At 73.9% G+C, this 16,971-nt stretch carries 12 protein-coding genes and 3 pseudogenes; 10 read left to right on the top strand and 5 right to left on the bottom strand.

The window, feature by feature from the left end; all coding sequences use genetic code 11:
* The first annotated feature begins 123 nt into the window (after positions 1-123).
* Positions 124-3,134 (top strand): annotated as a pseudogene (locus tag ACOBQU_RS05700) (alpha-mannosidase).
* A gap of 297 nt (positions 3,135-3,431) precedes the next feature.
* Here ACOBQU_RS05700 and ACOBQU_RS05695 read toward each other — a convergent pair.
* Complete coding sequence (locus tag ACOBQU_RS05695; protein WP_423624806.1) at positions 3,432-4,295, bottom strand: alpha/beta fold hydrolase; 864 nt, start codon at positions 4,293-4,295, stop codon at positions 3,432-3,434.
* 128 nt (positions 4,296-4,423) lie between these two features.
* Between ACOBQU_RS05695 and ACOBQU_RS05690 the strand changes: the two genes are divergently transcribed.
* Positions 4,424-4,861 carry a MarR family winged helix-turn-helix transcriptional regulator gene (locus tag ACOBQU_RS05690; RefSeq protein WP_423634274.1) on the top strand — a complete coding sequence of 146 codons (438 nt, stop codon included), beginning with the start codon at positions 4,424-4,426 and terminating at the stop codon, positions 4,859-4,861.
* A gap of 61 nt (positions 4,862-4,922) precedes the next feature.
* Here the strand turns inward: ACOBQU_RS05690 and ACOBQU_RS05685 are convergent, their stop codons facing one another.
* The 3 genes from ACOBQU_RS05685 to ACOBQU_RS05675 form a co-directional block, all read right to left on the bottom strand.
* The gene (locus ACOBQU_RS05685) at positions 4,923-5,714 is read right to left on the bottom strand and encodes a hypothetical protein (protein WP_423624805.1); all 792 of its coding nucleotides are present in this window, start codon (positions 5,712-5,714) and stop codon (positions 4,923-4,925) included.
* Complete coding sequence (locus ACOBQU_RS05680; protein WP_423624804.1) at positions 5,699-5,962, bottom strand: hypothetical protein; 264 nt, start codon at positions 5,960-5,962, stop codon at positions 5,699-5,701. The genes ACOBQU_RS05685 and ACOBQU_RS05680 overlap by 16 nt, the downstream gene beginning before the upstream one ends.
* A 130-nt stretch (positions 5,963-6,092) precedes the next feature.
* Positions 6,093-6,764, bottom strand: coding sequence for a FadR/GntR family transcriptional regulator (locus ACOBQU_RS05675; protein ID WP_423634272.1), 672 nt, complete (start codon positions 6,762-6,764; stop codon positions 6,093-6,095).
* A 317-nt stretch (positions 6,765-7,081) separates the two neighbouring features.
* On the opposite strand from ACOBQU_RS05675, the pseudogene ACOBQU_RS05670 reads away from it, so the two are divergent.
* The 8 genes and pseudogenes from ACOBQU_RS05670 (at position 7,082) to ACOBQU_RS05635 (ending at position 15,490) form a co-directional block, all read left to right on the top strand.
* A pseudogene (locus ACOBQU_RS05670) lies at positions 7,082-8,205 on the top strand (sugar ABC transporter substrate-binding protein).
* Positions 8,202-9,736, top strand: a pseudogene (locus ACOBQU_RS05665) (sugar ABC transporter ATP-binding protein). The pseudogenes ACOBQU_RS05670 and ACOBQU_RS05665 overlap by 4 nt, the downstream one beginning before the upstream one ends.
* A gap of 109 nt (positions 9,737-9,845) precedes the next feature.
* Entirely contained in the window at positions 9,846-10,880 is a 1,035-nt protein-coding gene (locus tag ACOBQU_RS05660; protein WP_423634270.1) for an ABC transporter permease, read from the top strand.
* Positions 10,881-10,918: 38 nt separating this feature from the next.
* Positions 10,919-12,331 (top strand): enolase C-terminal domain-like protein, encoded by a 1,413-nt coding sequence (locus ACOBQU_RS05655; protein WP_423624803.1) that lies wholly within the window; start codon positions 10,919-10,921, stop codon positions 12,329-12,331.
* Positions 12,328-13,083: an SDR family NAD(P)-dependent oxidoreductase gene (locus tag ACOBQU_RS05650; protein ID WP_423624802.1), complete on the top strand. Its 756-nt coding sequence runs from the start codon at positions 12,328-12,330 to the stop codon at positions 13,081-13,083. The genes ACOBQU_RS05655 and ACOBQU_RS05650 overlap by 4 nt, the downstream gene beginning before the upstream one ends.
* Entirely contained in the window at positions 13,080-14,084 is a 1,005-nt protein-coding gene (locus ACOBQU_RS05645; RefSeq protein WP_423624801.1) for an aldo/keto reductase, read from the top strand. Before ACOBQU_RS05650 ends, ACOBQU_RS05645 begins: the two co-directional genes overlap by 4 nt.
* 77 nt (positions 14,085-14,161) lie before the next feature.
* Positions 14,162-15,046 carry an amidohydrolase family protein gene (locus ACOBQU_RS05640; protein WP_423634268.1) on the top strand — a complete coding sequence of 295 codons (885 nt, stop codon included), beginning with the start codon at positions 14,162-14,164 and terminating at the stop codon, positions 15,044-15,046.
* 81 nt (positions 15,047-15,127) lie between these two features.
* On the top strand, positions 15,128-15,490 hold the full coding sequence (locus ACOBQU_RS05635; RefSeq protein WP_423624800.1) for a DUF805 domain-containing protein: 363 nt from the start codon (positions 15,128-15,130) through the stop codon (positions 15,488-15,490).
* Positions 15,491-15,499: 9 nt separating this feature from the next.
* On the opposite strand, the gene ACOBQU_RS05630 is transcribed toward ACOBQU_RS05635, so the two are convergent.
* Positions 15,500-16,954, bottom strand: a complete 1,455-nt coding sequence (locus tag ACOBQU_RS05630; RefSeq protein WP_423624799.1) for a lipase maturation factor family protein — start codon at positions 16,952-16,954, stop codon at positions 15,500-15,502.
* Positions 16,955-16,971: the final 17 nt, after the last annotated feature.

The following is a 16,971-nucleotide window of genomic DNA, read 5'->3' as shown; positions in this document are numbered from 1 at the left end:
GCCGATTTTCGGGGGTGCCAGGGGGCTGGCCCCCTGGTTCGGGAAGGGGCGGGTCTGGGGCGCTGCCCGCGAGGGCACCACCGTCAGCCACCCACCCACGTGCGACCTACGGAGACAACCCACATGCACGACAACCGCAAGCTCATAGAAGGCCGACTCAAGCGCGTACTGGACGAGCGGATCAGGCCCGCGGTCTATCCGGAGTCCGTCCCCTGGAGGTCGCCGTCTGGAACGCCCCGGGGGAACCGGTCCCCGTGGCGGAGGGCCTCGCCGCCCCGGCGGAGCCCATCGAGGTGGGCGCCCGCTGGGGCGCCCCCTGGGGCACGAGCTGGTTCCATGTGAAGGGCACGGTCCCGGCCGCCTGGGCGGGCCGCACGGTCGAGGCGATCCTCGACCTCGGCTTCGACGAGAACATGCCGGGCTTCCAGTGCGAGGGCCTGGTGTACCGCCCGGACGGCAGCCCGGTGAAGGGCCTCAACCCGCGCAACCAGTGGGTGCGGATCGCCGACCGGGCCGAGGGCGGCGAGGAGGTCGCGCTGAGCGTCGAGGCGGCCTCCAACCCGGTCATCCTGGACTACCACCCGTTCCTGCCCACGCAGCTCGGCGACAAGGAGACCGCGGGCAGCGAGCCCCAGTACCGCCTGGAGCGCATGGACCTCGCCGTCTTCGACGAGACGGTGTGGGGGCTCGTCATGGACCTGGAGGTGCTGGGCGAGCTGATGCAGGAGCTGCCGGAGGACTCCGGGCGGCGGCACGAGATCCTGCGGGCCGTCGAGCGGGCCCTGGACGCGGTCGACCTCCAGGACGTGAACGGCTCGGCGGGCGCCGCCCGCGACCGGCTCGCGGACGTCCTCGCCGCCCCGGCGCACGCCTCCGCGCACCGCGTCAGCGCCGTCGGCCACGCCCACATCGACTCGGCGTGGCTGTGGCCGCTGCGCGAGACGGTCCGCAAGGTGGCCCGCACCACCTCCAACATGACCGCGCTGCTCGACGAGGAGCCCGACTTTGTCTTCGCCATGTCGCAGGCGCAGCAGTGGGCGTGGATCAAGGAGCACCGGCCCGAGGTGTGGGCGCGGGTGAAGAAGGCGGTGGCCGACGGCCGGTTCGTCCCGGCGGGCGGCATGTGGGTGGAGTCCGACACCAACATGCCCGGCTCGGAGGCGATGGCCCGTCAGTTCGTGCACGGCAAGCGGTTCTTCCTGGAGGAGTTCGGCGTCGAGAACGACGAGGCCTGGCTGCCGGACACCTTCGGGTTCGCGGCGGGCCTGCCGCAGATCATCAAGGCCGCGGGCTCCAAGTGGCTGCTCACACAGAAGATCTCCTGGTCGCAGACCAACAAGTTCCCGCACCACACCTTCCAGTGGGAGGGCATCGACGGCACGCGGATCTTCACGCACTTCCCGCCCGTCGACACCTACAACTGCTCCATGAAGGGCTCCGAGATCGCCCATGCGGCGCGGAACTTCAAGGACAAGGCCGTGGCCCGGCACTCGCTGGCGCCCACCGGCTGGGGCGACGGAGGCGGCGGCACCACCCGCGAGATGGTCGCCAAGGCGGCCCGGATGCGGAACCTGGAGGGCTCGCCCACGGTGGAGTGGGAGACCCCGGCCGCGTTCTTCGAGAAGGCCGAGGCCGAGTACCCGAACCCGCCGGTGTGGGTGGGCGAGCTGTACCTGGAGCTGCACCGCGCCACCCTGACCAGCCAGGCGGGCACCAAGCAGGGCAACCGGCGCAGCGAGCACCTGCTGCGGGAGGCCGAGCTGTGGGCCGCCACGGCCGCCGTGCGGGCCGGATTCCCGTACCCGTACGAGCAGTTGGACCGGATCTGGAAGACGGTGCTGCTGCACCAGTTCCACGACATCCTGCCCGGCTCGTCCATCGCCTGGGTGCACCGTGAGGCCCGCGCCACCTACGCGGCGGTCGCCGAGGAGCTGAACGGCGTCATCGACGCCGCCCAGCGGGCCCTCGCGGGCGAGGGCAGCGCCACGGTCGTGTTCAACTCCGCGCCGCACGCCCGCGCCGGAGTCCCCGCGGGCGGCGCCCAGGCGCCCGTCGCCGAGGGCCAGTCCGCGATCGCGGCCCGCGCCGAGGGCGGCTTCGTCCTCGACAACGGCCTGCTGCGCGTGGAGGTCGACGGGCGCGGGCTCGTGGTCTCCGCGTACGACCTCGTCGCGGGCCGCGAGACCGTGGCGCCCGGCCGGGCGGCCAACCTGCCGCAGCTGCACGCCGACTTCCCCAACATGTGGGACGCCTGGGACGTCGACGAGTTCTACCGCAACACGGTCACCGACCTCACCGACGCCGAGGAGGTCACGCCCGGCGAGGGCGCGTCCGTGCGCGTGGTGCGGCGCTTCGGCGACTCCCGCATGACCCAGGTGCTCACCCTCGCGCCCGGGCAGCGCCGCCTCGACATCGACACCGAGGTCGACTGGCACGAGACGGAGAAGTTCCTGAAGCTGGCCTTCCCGCTGGACGTGCACGCCGAGCGGTACGCCTCCGAGACCCAGTTCGGCCACTTCCACCGGCCCACCCACACCAACACCAGCTGGGAGGCCGCCAAGTTCGAGGCCTGCAACCACCGCTTCGTGCACGTCGAGGAGCCCGGCTGGGGCGTCGCCCTGGTCAATGACTCCACGTACGGCCACGACGTGAGCCGCACGGTCCGCGACTCCGACGCCGGGACCACCACCACGGTCCGCGTGTCGCTGCTGCGCGCGCCGCGCTTCCCCGACCCGGAGACCGACCAGGGCGTGCACCGCTTCCGGCACGCCCTCGCGCCCGGCGCGGACATCCTGGACGCGGTCCGCGAGGGCTACCGCGTCAACCTGCCCGAGCGCCGCGTCACGGGCGCCGCGGCGGACGTCGCCCCGCTGGTCTCGGTCGACAACGACGCCGTGGTCGTCACGGCCGTCAAGCTCGCCGACGACGGCAGCGGCGACGTCGTGGTCCGCTTCCACGAGGCCCGCGGCGGCCGCGCCCGCGCCACGCTGCGCTTCGGCTTCCCCGTGGCGGGCGCCGAGACGACCGACCTCCTGGAGCGGGCCCTCGACCGGGCGCCGGAGCGCGACGGCGACACGGTGACGGTGGCGCTGCGGCCGTTCGAGCTGATGACCCTGCGGCTGCGCCGCGCCTGAGCCGCCTACGCGCCCGCCGGGCCGCCGGTTCCTTCCGCCCCGAGCGAAGTCGCGGAGGGAACCGGGCCCTGCGGGCGCCCCGGGCCGAACGGGAGGCGCGGATGGGTCCGACGGCGGCGTACGACGAGATCGCCGACTGGTACGAGACCGAGTTCCCCGCCGGTCAACAGGCCCGGGGCGGCGACCCGTTGGGGCCCGGCTACCGCGACGGTCACGGGAGCAGGGCGTACGGGGCAAGGTCGGTGCCACCCGCCCCGCCCGCCCCGCCTGTCCTCGCGGTCCGGGACCGCCAGGCGGTCACCGGGCGGGCAGCGACCGAAGGAAGTCCTCCAGCAGCGCGTCGAAGGCCTCGGGACGCTCCATGTTCGGGTAGTGGGCCGTGCCCTCGACCGTCGCCGCGCGGCCGTCGGGCACGGTGCGGGCGAGGCGCTCGACCATCGCGATGTGGTCGGCGGAGTCCAGGTCGCCGACGACGGCGAGGACCGGCACGGCCAGGCCCTCGGCGCGCGCCCAGGTGTCCGTGACGGGAACGGGCAGGACCGGCTGCGTTTCGGTGTGCTTGGCGACGGTGCCCTCCGTCATGTCCCGCAGTCGGCGTACGACGTCCGGGTCGACGTCGGCCATCGTGCGGTGCGGGCCCGGCGCGAACCGCAGGGTCGCCTCCACGAAGGCGGCCGCGTCACCGGCGGCGTACGCCCGGTCCCACTCGGCCAGGAGCGCCCTGACCCAGGGGTCGTGGAACTCGGGCTCGCTGGTGCCCACGCCGCAGACCGCCACGGCCCGTACCAGATCGGGGTGTTCGAGGGCGGTGTCGACCGCGATGCCCCCGCCCATCGACAGGCCGACGAGCACCGCCGGGCCGACATCCAAGTGGCGCAGGAGCGCGGCGAGGTCGTCGGTCTGCCGGAACGGCCTGGTCGCGTTCGCCGACCGGCCGTGGCCGCGGGTGTCCGGCGCGATGACGCGGTACCGCTCGGAGAAGGACGCCACCTGGTCGTCCCACATGCGGTGGTCGAGGAAGCCGCCGTGGAGAAGGACCAGCGGGTCGCCCGCGCCGGTGTCGCGGTAGGCGAGGGCGCCGTCCTCGGTGGGGAAGGCGCGTACGTCGGGTGCTTCGGCCCCGTACGCGGAAGACTCGTGCACAGCGAAGGCATCAGTCATGACACCCAAGGTGTCAAGTTTCCCTTGGGGTGGCAACCTGGGTGTCATGATGGTGCCGTGCCCGAGGAGCCGAACCCCACGCCATCCGGTGAGCCGCCGACCGCGGCCGCCCCCTCGCCGCCGACGAGCTGGCCCACCGGCTCACCGAAGTCTTCGACCTGGTGGGCCCGTTGTACCGGCGCGTACAGCGCAAGGTGGAGCAGTCCGAGCCCATCGAGGGGCTGTCCGTCGGTGTACGGGCCGTCCTCGACCTGCTGCGCAGGCACGGCCCGATGACCGTGCCGCAGATGGGCCGCGCCCAGTCGCTCAGCCGCCAGTTCGTGCAGCGCATGGTGCACGACGCGGCGGCCCGCGGCCTGGTCGAGATCACGGCGAACCCCGCCCACCGCAGGTCCTCGCTGATCCGGCTGACGGGGGACGGGGAGGCGGCCATCTCGGCGGCGGCCGCGCGTGAGCACGCCGTGATGCGGCAGGTGCGCGGCGACCTGACCGACGCCGACGTCACGGCGTGCGTGCGCGTCCTGACGAGCATGCTGGAGCTGTTCGACGACGTGGACGTGAACTGACGGGGCGTGTGTCAAGAGGCATGGCGCCGACGCGAAGCCTCACCCCGTGCGCGCGGGCGTCTCAGAGGCCGATCGTGGCCAGCGCAGGGCGGAACGCGGTCGAGGCGCCGCCGATCGTCTGCGGCGGCGTCCACGAGCTGCCGGGGAACCTGCTCCACCAGATGCGCTCGTCGCCGCTGACGCCCTTCCAGGTCAGGTGGACGGAGCCGGAGGACACGGCGAGTGCGGGGCCGACACTGGTGAGGGCGCCCGGGATGACCTGCGGGGACGTCCAGGAGGCCGAGTTGGGGAACAGCCTGCTCCACCAGATCCGCTCGTCGTTGCCCGCGCCCTTCCACGCCATGTGCAGACCGCCCCCGGGCGGCCCGGCGAGCGCCACCCCGGCGCTGCTGAAGGCGCCCGGCACCGGCTGCGCCCCGGTCCAGTTGTTGGCGCCGGTGTCACCGCCCTGGTAGGTGTTCCAGAAGATCCGCTCGTCGCCGCTGACGCCCTTCCACGCCATGCGTGGCACGCCATACGTGCCGATGTGGTCGACGGCCACGGCGGGCGTGAAGCCGGTGAGGGCACCGGGGACGACCTGCGGCCCCGTCCAGCCCCTGAACTGGCTGTTCCAGAAGACGCGTTCGTCGCCCGCGACGCCCTTCCACACCATGAACACGCCCGCGTACGGGGCGAGGGCCGGACCGACGCTCGTCAGGGCGCCGGGCACTGTCTGCGCCCCGGACCAGGATGACCCGTCGAACCGGTTCCACCAGATGCGCTCGTCGCCCTCGACGCCCTTCCACGTCATGTGCAGCGGCCCGCCGGACGGCCCGGCCAGGGCGACCCCACCGCTGCTCAGCGCGCCGGGCACCGTCTGCGGGCCGGACCAGGTGCCGTCCCCCGCAGCCCGCTCCAGAAGACCCGCTGGTCGCCGCCGAGGCCCCGCCACGCCATGAACGTGCTGCCGTCGCTGACGCCGTCCCGGCCGCGGGCCGGGCGCTCCCGCGCGGCCGCGCCCGGTGCGGCGAGCCCCTGGGCCCCCGCCGCCGCGAGGGCCGCCGCGCCCAGTGCGAGCACATGGCGGCGGGTGGGCAGGGCCCCTGTGCGTGTCTGTCTCATCGTTCCTCCTCGGAGAGGGACTCATGACGGAGCCCGCGCGGACCAGGGCGCGGGCTCGTCGAGTGTGTCCAGAGGAGGGGCGAGGGGCCACAGTGCGTTCCGGTGAGCGGAACGGCCCCCGCGGCGAAGGCTAGATTTCCAGCCGCCCCCGCAGCCACTCCTCGACTTCCCCCACATGCGCCGCCGCCGCGGCCCGCGCCGCCTCCGGGTCCCGTGCGGCCAGGGCGCGGTGGATGCGGGCGTGCTCGCGGCGGGTGCGCTCGAAGGCGCCCTCCTGCTGGTAGCCGCGCCACACGCGGGCCCGGAAGGTGCGCGAGGACAGGCCGTCCAGGATGGCCGCCATGGTGTCGTTGCCCGCGGCCAGGGCGATGGCGCGGTGGAAGGCCAAGTCGTGGGAGAGGATCTCCTCGGGGTCGTCGGTGGCGTTCATCGCGTCCAAATGCCCTTTCACCTCCGCCAGTTGGGCCGGGGTGATGCGGGCTGCCGCCAGGCCCGTCGCGGTGGACTCCAGGACGCGCCGCACTTCGAGCAGCTCCACCAGGCGCGGCCCCCGGGACAGGTCGGCGACCACGCCGAACGTCTCCAGGAGGTCGTCGGCCTCCAGGCGCGTGACGTAGATGCCCGAGCCGTGCCGCGCCTGAAGGACGCCGAGGACGGTCAGGGCGCGGATGGCCTCCCGCATGGAGCTGCGGGAGATGCCGAGCTGCGCGGCCAGGTCCCGCTCGGTGGGCAGCCGCTGGCCCGGCTCAAGCAGGCCCTCGGCGATCATCGCCTTGATCCGCTCGATGGCCCGCTGCGTCACGGTGCCCTTCTGTGCGGTGCCCTTCTGTGCGGGGCCCTTCTGTGCGGGGCCCTTCTGTGCGGGGCCCTTTTGCGCGGGCACGGCGCCCTGCGGGGCCTGGTTCACGTGACGCTCCCTCACTAGCCCTTCATCTGCCCCGCACTTGCCGGGTCCGCGCAGTCTAGCCACCGATGTGGTCGGACCACTGCGACCGGAAAGCGGGAAAACTTGGCAACGAGGGGTGTTGTGTGCGCCAAGTGGTCTGATAAATATTCGCCCATCCACCACCGGGAGCGCGATCCGGTCCCTCTGGAAGTCCCTTGATGAGGAGCCGTCAGATGGTCGGCAGCACTGTGCGGAACACTCCAGGAAGGCCACCCAGGACACGCGGTCCAGACGGGGCACGCGGTCCACGCGGGACACACGGTCCACGCCGGGCGCTCGGGGCCGTCGCCGCGGCGGCCTGCGCCGCGCTCGCCCTCGGCGCCTGCGGCAGCACCAAGGACACCGGCGGCCCGGGCGGCGGGGAGAGGGCCGGGTGGGCGTCGTCCTGCCGCTGCTGACCTCGCCGTTCTGGCAGTCGTACAACGACTACGTGCCGAAGATGGCGAAGGCCGAGGACGTGGACGCCCTGAAGGCCGTCAACTCCAACAGCGACCCCTCGCAGCAGATCACCGACATCAACAACCAGCTCAACCAGGGCGTCAGGGGCCTCGTCGTCGCCCCGCTGGACAGCGCCGCCATCTCCGCCGGGCTCGACCAGGCCGAGCGCAAGGGCGTGCCGGTGGTCGCGGTGGACGTCGCCCCCGAGGAGGGCAAGGTGGCGATGGTGGTGCGCGCCGACAACGCCGCGTACGGGCGGAAGGCCTGCGACTACCTCGGCGAGAAGGTCACCAGCGGCAAGGTCGTGCAGATCATGGGCGACCTCGCCTCCGTCAACGGCCGGGACCGGTCGAAGGCCTTCCGCGACTGCGTCAAGGACAAGTACCCGAAGCTGAAGGTCCTGGAGATCCCCGCCAAGTGGGAGTCGGACACCGCCGCCGCCAAGCTGGACACCCTGCTCACCTCCCACCCAGACATCAAGGGCGTCTACCTCCAGGCGGGCGGCGTCTACCTCGCGCCCACCCTCCAGACCCTGAAGTCCAAGGGGCTGCTGAGGAAGGCGGGCGAGAAGGGGCACATCACCGTCGTCTCCAACGACGGCATCCCGCAGGAGTACGAGGCGATCCGCGAGGGCCGGATCGACGCGACTGTCTCCCAGCCCGCCGACGCCTACGCCAAGTACGGCATGTACTACATCAAGGCCGCGATGAACGGAAAGACGTTCAAGCCGGGCCCCACCGACCACGGCTCGACCATCGTGAGGCTGCCCGGCGGCAACCTGGAGGACCAGCTGCCCGCGCCGCTCGTCACGAGGGCCAACGTGGACGACGCCGAGCTGTGGGGCAACGCGGCCCGATGACGACGCCGACCCCGCCCCCGCCGCCCGGCGCCGCCCCGCTCGTCGAGGCCGCCGGGATCGTCAAGCGCTACGGCCCCACCGTCGCCCTCCGCGACGGCCGTCTGACCGTCCGCGCCGGGGAGTCCCACGCCCTCGTCGGCCGCAATGGCGCGGGCAAGTCCACCCTCGTCTCCCTGCTCACCGGCCTCCAGGCGCCCGACGCGGGCACCATCGCCTTCGACGGCGCGCCCGCGCCGCCCCTCACCGACCGCGACGCCTGGCGCCGCCAGGTCGCCTGCGTCTACCAGAAGCCCACCGTCGTCCCCGAACTGACCGTCGCGGAGAACCTGTTCCTCAACCGGCAGCCCCACAGGCGCGGCGGCCTCATCGACTGGCGTCGGCTCCGCGCCGAGGCCGCCGACGTCCTCGGCACCTGGGGCGTGCGCGTCGACCCGGGCGCCCGCACCGCCGACCTCAAGGTCGAGGACCGCCAGCTGGTGGAGATCGCACGGGCGTTGAGCTTCGGGGCCCGCTTCATCGTGCTCGACGAGCCGACCGCGCAGCTCGACAACCGGGAGATCGAGCGGCTCTTCACCCGCATGCGCGCCCTCCAGGACTCCGGTGTCACCTTCCTGTTCATCTCGCACCACCTGCGGGAGGTGTACGAGGTCTGCCAGGCCGTCACCGTGCTGCGCGACGCCCGCTGGATCACCACCGCGCCCGTGGCCGACCTGCCCCGCGCCGCCCTGGTGGAGGCCATGGCGGGCGAGTCGCTGAGCGAGCGCGCGAACGCGGCCCGGCCAGCGGTGCCCCCGAGGCGCCCGTGCTGCTCGACGTGCGCGGCCTGACCGGCGCGTCGTACACGGACGTCGACCTGACCGTGCGGCGCGGCGAGGTCGTGGGGCTCGCCGGGTCCAGCGCCAGCGGCAAGATCCACCTGGCGGAGTCGCTCACGGGCCTGCACACCCCGACCGGCGGCAGCGCCACGCTCGACGGGCGGCCGCTGCCCTTCGGGGACGTGCCCGCCGCGCTGCGCGCCGGGGTGGGCTGCGTGCCGCGCGACCGGCACGGCGAGGGCCTGGTGTTCACCCTGTCCGTCGGCGACAACGCCACCCTGAGCGTCCTTCACCGGCTCGGCCGCCGCGGCTTCGTCGCCCCCCGGCGCAAGCGCGCCCTCGCCCGGCAGCTCATGGACCGGCTCGACATCCACGCCGAGGGCCCCGACCAGCCGGTCTCCGCCCTGTCCGGCGGCAACGCGCAGAAGGTCGTGATGGCCCGCGCCCTCGCGAGCGACCCGCGGCTGCTCGTCCTCATCAACCCCACCGCGGGCGTCGACGTGAAGTCCAAGCAGTCGCTGCTCGCCCGCGTCGACCGGGCCCGCGACGACGGCACCGCCGTCGTGGTCGTCTCCGACGAACTCGACGACCTGCGCCGCTGCGACCGCGTCCTCGTCCTCCTCCACGGCCGCGTCGTCGCCGAACACCCGGCGGGCTGGCACGACCACGAGCTGATCGCCTCCATCGAAGGGGTGGCCCGTGAGCGACACCGCTGACGTGAGCAACACCGCTGATATCAGCAGCACCGCTGACGTGAGCAGCACCGCTGACGTGAGCAGCACCGCTGCTGTGAGCGACACCGCTGACGTGAGCAACACCCCTGACGTGAGCGGCACCACCGAGACGCCCGCGCCCCCGCTCGCCCCGCCCCGCACCCCCGACCGGCGCGCCGCCAAGGCCGCACTCCTCCGCCGGGCCCGCGAACTCGCCCTCGTACCCGCCCTGGTGCTGCTCCTGGTACTCGGCGCGTTCGTCAACGACGCGTTCCTCACCGAGCGGAACCTGATCTCGGTCCTCGGCGCCTCCGCGGCCCTCGCCATGGTCGTGCTCGCCGAGTCCCTCGTCCTGATCACCGGCAGGTTCGACCTGTCCCTGGAGTCGGTCGTCGGCATCGCGCCCGCCCTGGGCGCGCTGCTCGTGCTGCCCGCCGCGCGGGCCGGGTTCGGCACCGAGCTGCCCGCGGCCCTGGGGCTGCTCGCGATCGTCCTGGTGGGCGCGGTGATCGGCGGCTTCAACGGCGTCCTCGTGGTCAAGCTCAAGCTGAACGCCTTCATCGTCACGCTCGCCATGCTGATCGTGCTGCGTGGCGTCCTCGTCGGCGCCACCGAGGGAAAGACCCTCTTCGGCATGCCGGAGTCGTTCTTCACGCTCGCCACGACCACGTTCCTCACCGTGCCGCTGTCGGTGTGGATCGCGGCGGGCGCGTTCGGCCTCGCCGGTCTGGTGCTCCGGTACCACCGGGTGGGCCGCGCCCTGTACGCCATCGGCGGCAACCCGGAGGCGGCACGGGCCGCCGGGATCCGCGTGGAGCGCGTCATGCTCGGCGTGTACGTCACCGCCGGGACCCTCGCCGCCCTCGGCGGCCTGATGCAGACCGGCTACGTCGGCGCCATCAACGCCAACCAGGGCCAGAACATGATCTTCACGGTGTTCGCGGCGGCCGTCATCGGCGGCATCGGCCTCGACGGCGGCAGGGGCACCATGGTCGGCGCGCTCACCGGCGTCCTGCTGCTCGGCGTCGTACAGAACCTGCTCACCCTCGCCCAGGTGCCGTCCTTCTGGATCCAGGCCATCTACGGCGGGATCATCCTGCTCGCCCTGATGATCGCCCGCGTCACCACGGGCCGCGCACAGGACTGACCCGCCGCGCCTCCCCTCCGCCTCCGGAAAGGTCTCCTGTGACCCCAACTCCCTGCCGCGTCACCGCGGTCGACACCTACGACATACGGTTCCCGACCTCGCGGGAGCTGGCCGGGTCCGACGCGATGAACCCGGACCCCGACTACTCCGCCGCGTACGTGGTGCTGCGCACCGACAGCCCCGACGGACTCGAAGGGCACGGCTTCACCTTCACCATCGGCCGCGGCAACGAAGTGCAGGTCGCCGCCGTGCACGCGCTGCGCCCGCACGTGCTCGGCCGCCCCGTCGACGCGCTGTGCGCCGACCCCGGGAGCCTCCACCGCGACCTGGTCGGCGACAGCCAACTGCGCTGGCTGGGGCCCGAGAAGGGCGTGATGCACATGGCGATCGGCGCCGTCGTCAACGCCGTCTGGGACCTGGCCGCCAAGCGGGCCCGCACACCGCTGTGGCGGCTGCTCGCCGACGCCGACCCCGCGTGGCTGGTCTCCCAGGTCGACTTCCGCTACATCGCCGACGCGCTCACCCCCGCCGACGCCCTGACCCTGCTGCGCGACGGCCGGGCCGGGGCCGCCCGGCGCGCGGAGCTGCTGCGCGAGCGCGGCTACCCCGCGTACACCACCTCGCCCGGCTGGCTCGGCTACGGCGACGAGAAGCTGACCCGGCTCGCCCGCCAGGCCGTCGCCGACGGCTTCACGCAGATCAAGCTGAAGGTCGGCGCGGACCTCGACGACGACGTGCGCCGCTGCCGCGCCGCCCGCGCCGCCGTCGGCCCGCACATCCGGCTCGCCGTCGACGCCAACCAGCGGTGGAACGTCGACGAGGCCGTGCGCTGGACCTGCGCCCTCGCCCCCTTCGACCCCTACTGGGTGGAGGAGCCCACCAGCCCCGACGACGTCCTCGCGCACGCCGCGATCCGCGCCGCCGTCGCCCCCGTGAAGGTGGCGACCGGCGAGCACGTGCAGAACCGCGTGGTGTTCAAGCAGCTGCTCCAGGCCGACGCCATCGACGTCCTCCAGCTCGACGCGGCCCGCGTCGGCGGCGTCAACGAGAACCTGGCGATCCTGCTGCTCGCCGCCCGCTTCGGGGTGCCGGTGTGCCCGCACGCGGGCGGCGTCGGCCTGTGCGAACTCGTCCAGCACCTGTCGATGTTCGACTACGTGGCCCTGTCCGGCACCACCGAGGACCGCGTCATCGAGTACGTCGACCACCTGCACGAGCACTTCGTGGACCCCGTCGTGATCCGCGACGGCCACTACACCGCGCCCACCGCGCCGGGGTTCTCGGCGACCATGCGGCCCGAGTCCCTCGCCCGGTTCACCTACCCCGACGGCACGTTCTGGGCCGCCGACCGCGCCCAGCGGACCGAGCGGCCCGAGCAGCCCGAGCGACCCGAACAGACTGAGCAGACCGAGCACCCCCAGCACCCCCGGCAGGACGGAGCAGCGGCATGACGGACTTCGCGGGACTGACCGCCCTGGTCACCGGGGGCGCCTCCGGCATCGGCCGGGCCACGGCGGGCCTCCTCGCCGCGCGCGGCGCCCGGGTCGCCGTACTCGACCTCGACCCCGCTGGCATCGAGAAGCCCCTGCACGGATACGCCGCCGACGTCACCGACGACGTGGCGGTGCGCGGCGCGGTCGCGGCGGCGGTCGCCGACCTCGGCGGCCTCGACGTCCTCGTGAACAACGCGGGCATCGGCGCCCAGGGCACCGTCGAGGACAACGACGACGACCAGTGGCGCGCGGTGCTCGACGTGAACGTCCTCGGCGTGGTCCGCACCACGCGCGCCGCGCTGCCCGCGCTGCGCCGCTCCGCGCACGCCGCGATCGTCAACACCTGCTCCATCGCCGCCACGGCGGGCCTGCCGCGGCGCGCCCTGTACGCGGCGTCGAAGGGCGCGGTCCTGGCGCTGACCCTCGCCATGGCCGCCGACCACGTCCGCGAGGGCATCCGCGTCACCTGCGTGAACCCCGGCACCGTCGACACGCCCTGGGTCGGCCGCCTCCTGGACGCCGCCCCCGACCCGGCCGCCGAACGCGCCGCCCTCGAAGCCCGGCAGCCCACCGGCCGCCTGGTGCGGGCCGAGGAGGTCGCGGAGGCCATCGCCTACTTGGCGAGCCCGCGCTCCGGCGCCACCACCGGCACCGCGCTCGCCGTGGACGGCGGCATGCAGGGCCTCAGGCCGCGCCCGGTGGACCGGTGAGCGGCACACGCGCCCTCGGGCGCAGCGGGGTGCGCGTCAGCGGCCTCTCCCTCGGCGGCGCGGGCCTCGGCAACCTCTACGCGCCGGTCAGCGACGAGGACGCCGCCCGCGCCGTCGACGCGGCCTGGGACGCGGGCATCCGCTACTTCGACACCGCCCCGCACTACGGGCTCGGCCTGTCCGAGCGCAGGATCGGTGCCGCGCTGCGCGGGCGCCCCCGGGCGGCGTACGCGCTCTCCACCAAGGTCGGCCGCCTCCTCGAACCGGTCGCCGGGCCCGTCGCCGGGGACGACCTCGCGGACGGCGGCTTCGCGGTGCCCGCCGCGTACCGGCGCGTCTGGGACTTCAGCGGCGACGGCGTGCGCCGCTGTCTGGAGGCCAGCCTGACCCGGCTCGGCGTCGACCGCGTCGACGCGGTGTACCTGCACGACCCGGACGACCACGGCGAGCAGGCCTTCCGCGAGGGCTACCCGGCCCTGGAGAAGCTGCGCGCCGAGGGCGTCGTCGGCGCGATCGGCGCGGGCATGAACCAGACCGGGATGCTCACCCGGTTCCTGCGCGACACCGACGTGGACGCGGTGCTGTGCGCGGGCCGGTACACGCTCCTCGACCAGGGGGCGCTCACGGAGCTGCTGCCCGTGGCGCGCGCCCGCGGCGCGGCCGTCGTCATCGGCGGCGTCTTCAACTCGGGGCTGCTCGCCGACCCGAGGGACGGGGCGCGCTTCGACTACCGCAGGGCGCCGCGCCACCTGCTCGACCGGGCCCGCGCCCTGCGCGCCCTCGCCGAGCGGCACGGCACCACGCTCAGGGCCGCCGCGCTCGCCTTCCCCTTCGGCCACCCAGCCGTGGCGAGCGTGCTCGTCGGCATCCACGCGCCCGGCCATGTCACCGACGCGGCACGGCAGTTCGCGTCGCCCGTCCCCGCCGCGTTCTGGCGGGAGGCGCGCGCCAGCGGCCTGCTGCCCGCCGACGTCCCCGTCCCCGGAGAGGAGCCCGCGTGACAGCCGCCCCGCACACCAGGGTCCGCGCCGACCGCGTCGAGGGAGCCCCGGGGGACGCGGCGGAACCGGGAGGCCTGGTGGACGCGCACCACCACGTGTGGGACCTCGCCGTGCGCGACCAGGACTGGATCGCCGGGCCCGCGCTGGCGCCGCTCCGCCGCACCTTCGGCCTCGACGACCTCGCCCCGCACGCCCGCGCGCACGGCGTCACCGCCACGGTCCTCGTGCAGACCGTCACCGCCGCCGCGGAGACCCCGGAGCTCCTGGCGCTCGCCGCGGACAGCGACCTGGTCGCCGGGGTCGTCGGCTGGACCGACCTGACCCGCCCCGACGTCGCCGACGCCCTCGCCGCGCTCACCCGGCTGCCCGGCGGCGAGCGCCTGGTGGGCATCCGCCACCAGGTGCAGGGCGAGCCCGACCCCCAGTGGCTGCTGCGGCCGGACGTGCTGCGGGGCCTGGCCGCCGTCGCGGACGCGGGCCTCGCCTACGACCTGGTGGTGCTGCCCCACCAGCTGCCCGCCTGCGTCACGGCGGCCGCCCGCCTGCCCCAGCTGACCTTCGTCCTCGACCACTTGGGCAAGCCGCCCGTCGCCTCCGGCGCCCTGGAGCCCTGGGCGTCGCGGGTGCGGGCCCTCGCGGCGCTGCCGAACACCGTGGGCAAGCTGTCCGGCCTGGTCACCGAGGCCGACTGGGCGGCGTGGACGGTGGCCGACCTGCGGCCATACGCCGACGTGGCCCTGGAGGCGTTCGGGCCCGGGCGGCTGATGTTCGGCTCGGACTGGCCGGTGTGCGGCCTCGCCGCCCCGTACAGTCAAGTCATCGACACGGCAAGGGAGTTGACCGCGTCGCTGAGTCTCGCCGAGCGCGCGGAGGTGTGCGGCGGGACCGCGCGGGGCGTCTACGGGCTGCGGGAGCCGGGGGCGGCGCCCGGGGATGTTCCGTCCAGCGGAACGCGCCGGTGACGGCCGCCGCCCGAAGCCCTACGTTCGAGGTGTGGGCGCGGTCTTCGGGGAACGCGTCCGGCGCGGAAGACAGGGGGCGCCATGCACTGGTACGGGGACGTGCTCAAGAAGTACGCGGTCTTCGAGGGGCGCGCCCGGCGCGCCGAGTACTGGATGTTCACGCTGATCAGCCTCGTCATCAGCGTGGCGCTGATGTTCGCCGACATGGCGCTCGGCCTTGGCTTCGCCCTTGAGGCGGTCTACGCCGTGGCGGTGCTGCTGCCGGGCCTCGCCGTCGGCGTCCGCCGCCTGCACGACACGGGCCGCGGCGGCTGGTGGCTGCTGCTGTCCCTGGTCCCGCTGGTCGGGTGGATCGTCCTGGTCGTCCTGCTCGCCCAGGACAGCGCGCCGCCCAACCAGTACGGGCCCAACCCCAAGGAGGCGGCGCCCGCCTCGGTGTGGTGAGGCCGCCCGTCACGGGTCGGTCCGGGGCGCGGCCGGGGCGTTCGGCGCGAGCGCCGTCGGCGGCAGGAACTCCCGTACGTATGTGCGCTCCCAGCACCGGCCCGTCGCGCGCAGCTCGGCCCAGGTCGTGAAGCGGTAACGGTACAGCGTGGCGCGCACGTGCGTGGGCGGGGCATCGGGGAACGGGCAGTGGCGCAGCAGCCGCAGCGTGTCCCGGTCGCCGTCCAGGAGCCGCTCCACCAGCGGCCCGAACCAGGAGCGGGCGTAGGCGGGGGAGAGCCCGGCGAACCACATCATCCAGTCGAGCCGCAGATGGTACGGCGCGAACTGCCGCGGCCAGCGCCCGGGATCGCCCGGCTTGCCCTTGAAGCCGTACTCCCGCCAGTCGGAGTCCACCCGCGGCACCGCGTCCGCCGTGCCCTCGATCACCACTTCCTGGCGTACGCGGCTGACGCTGCCGAACGCGCCGTAGGCGTTGACCAGGTGCAGCGGGTCGAAGGAGGTGTTCATGACCTGTCGCCGGGACAGCATGTTGCGCACCGGGCGGTGGCTGAGGCCGAGCACCAGCGCGGTCACGGCGACGACGAGGACCTCGTACCAGAGCGGCGGAGCGGCGAGGTCCGCCGGGGGCCCGGCGGCGTCGCCGAGGAACAGGCGGAAGTCGACGGCGGACAGGGCGAGCGCGATGGTCAGCCAGTTCAGCCAGGAGAAGTTGCCGGACAGCACCAGCCACAGCTGGGTGGCGGCCATCAGGCAGGCCGCGCCCGTCGCCACCGGCTGCGGCGTGAACAGCAGGAACGGCACGGCGAGTTGGGTCACGTGGTTGGCGGCCGCCTCCACGCGGTGCAGCGGGCGCGGCAGACGGTGGAAGTACCAGCTCAGCGGGCCCGGCATCGGCTGCGTCTCGTGGTGGAAGTACAGACAGGTGAGCCTGCGCCAGCAGGCGTCCCCGCGCATCTTGATCAGGCCCGCGCCGAACTCCACGCGGAACAGCACCCACCGCAGCAGGAACAGGACCAGCACGGGCGGCCCGACGTCGTCGCCCGCCAGGAACACGGCGAGGAAGCCCACTTCGAGCAGCAGCGACTCCCAGCCGAACGCGTACCAGGTCTGGCCCACGTTCACGACGGACTGGTACAGCAGCCACGGCACCAGCCACAGCGCCATCGCCGCCCCCAGCGGCAGCCACCCGTCGACGCCCGCCAGGAGCGCCGCCGACACCGCGCAGCCCGTCCACGCGCACCCCGCGAACAGCCGGTCCGAGTAGCGCAGCTGGAACAGGCTCGGCGCCCTCCGGAACGGCACCCGCGCCACGTACGCGGGCACCGGCAGCATCCCCCGCTCCCCGATGAGCGCGCGGAACTGCGCCGCGGCGCCGAGGAACGCGACCAGGTAGACCGCGGCGAGGACCCGCTGGAAGACCAGACGGCTCAGCCAGTAGCCGTCCGCCGTGAACCACTCCACCCCTTCATTGTGACGCT

Origin of the sequence: Streptomyces sp. G45 (assembly GCF_049542095.1) — a bacterium.
GTDB lineage: Bacteria > Actinomycetota > Actinomycetes > Streptomycetales > Streptomycetaceae > Streptomyces.
Note: the sequence above shows the minus strand (reverse complement) of the source record. Positions and strands in the feature narration are given on the sequence as shown.

Bases quoted from the DNA above. Each gene is read 5' to 3' on its own strand.
- ACOBQU_RS05695 (WP_423624806.1), bottom strand. From the start codon at position 4,295: ATGACTGATGCCTTCGCTGTGCACGAGTCTTCCGCGTACGGGGCCGAA.
- ACOBQU_RS05680 (WP_423624804.1), bottom strand. From the start codon at position 5,962: ATGAGACAGACACGCACAGGGGCCCTGCCCACCCGCCGCCATGTGCTC.
- ACOBQU_RS05650 (WP_423624802.1), top strand. From the start codon at position 12,328: ATGACGGACTTCGCGGGACTGACCGCCCTGGTCACCGGGGGCGCCTCC.
- ACOBQU_RS05635 (WP_423624800.1), top strand. From the start codon at position 15,128: ATGCACTGGTACGGGGACGTGCTCAAGAAGTACGCGGTCTTCGAGGGG.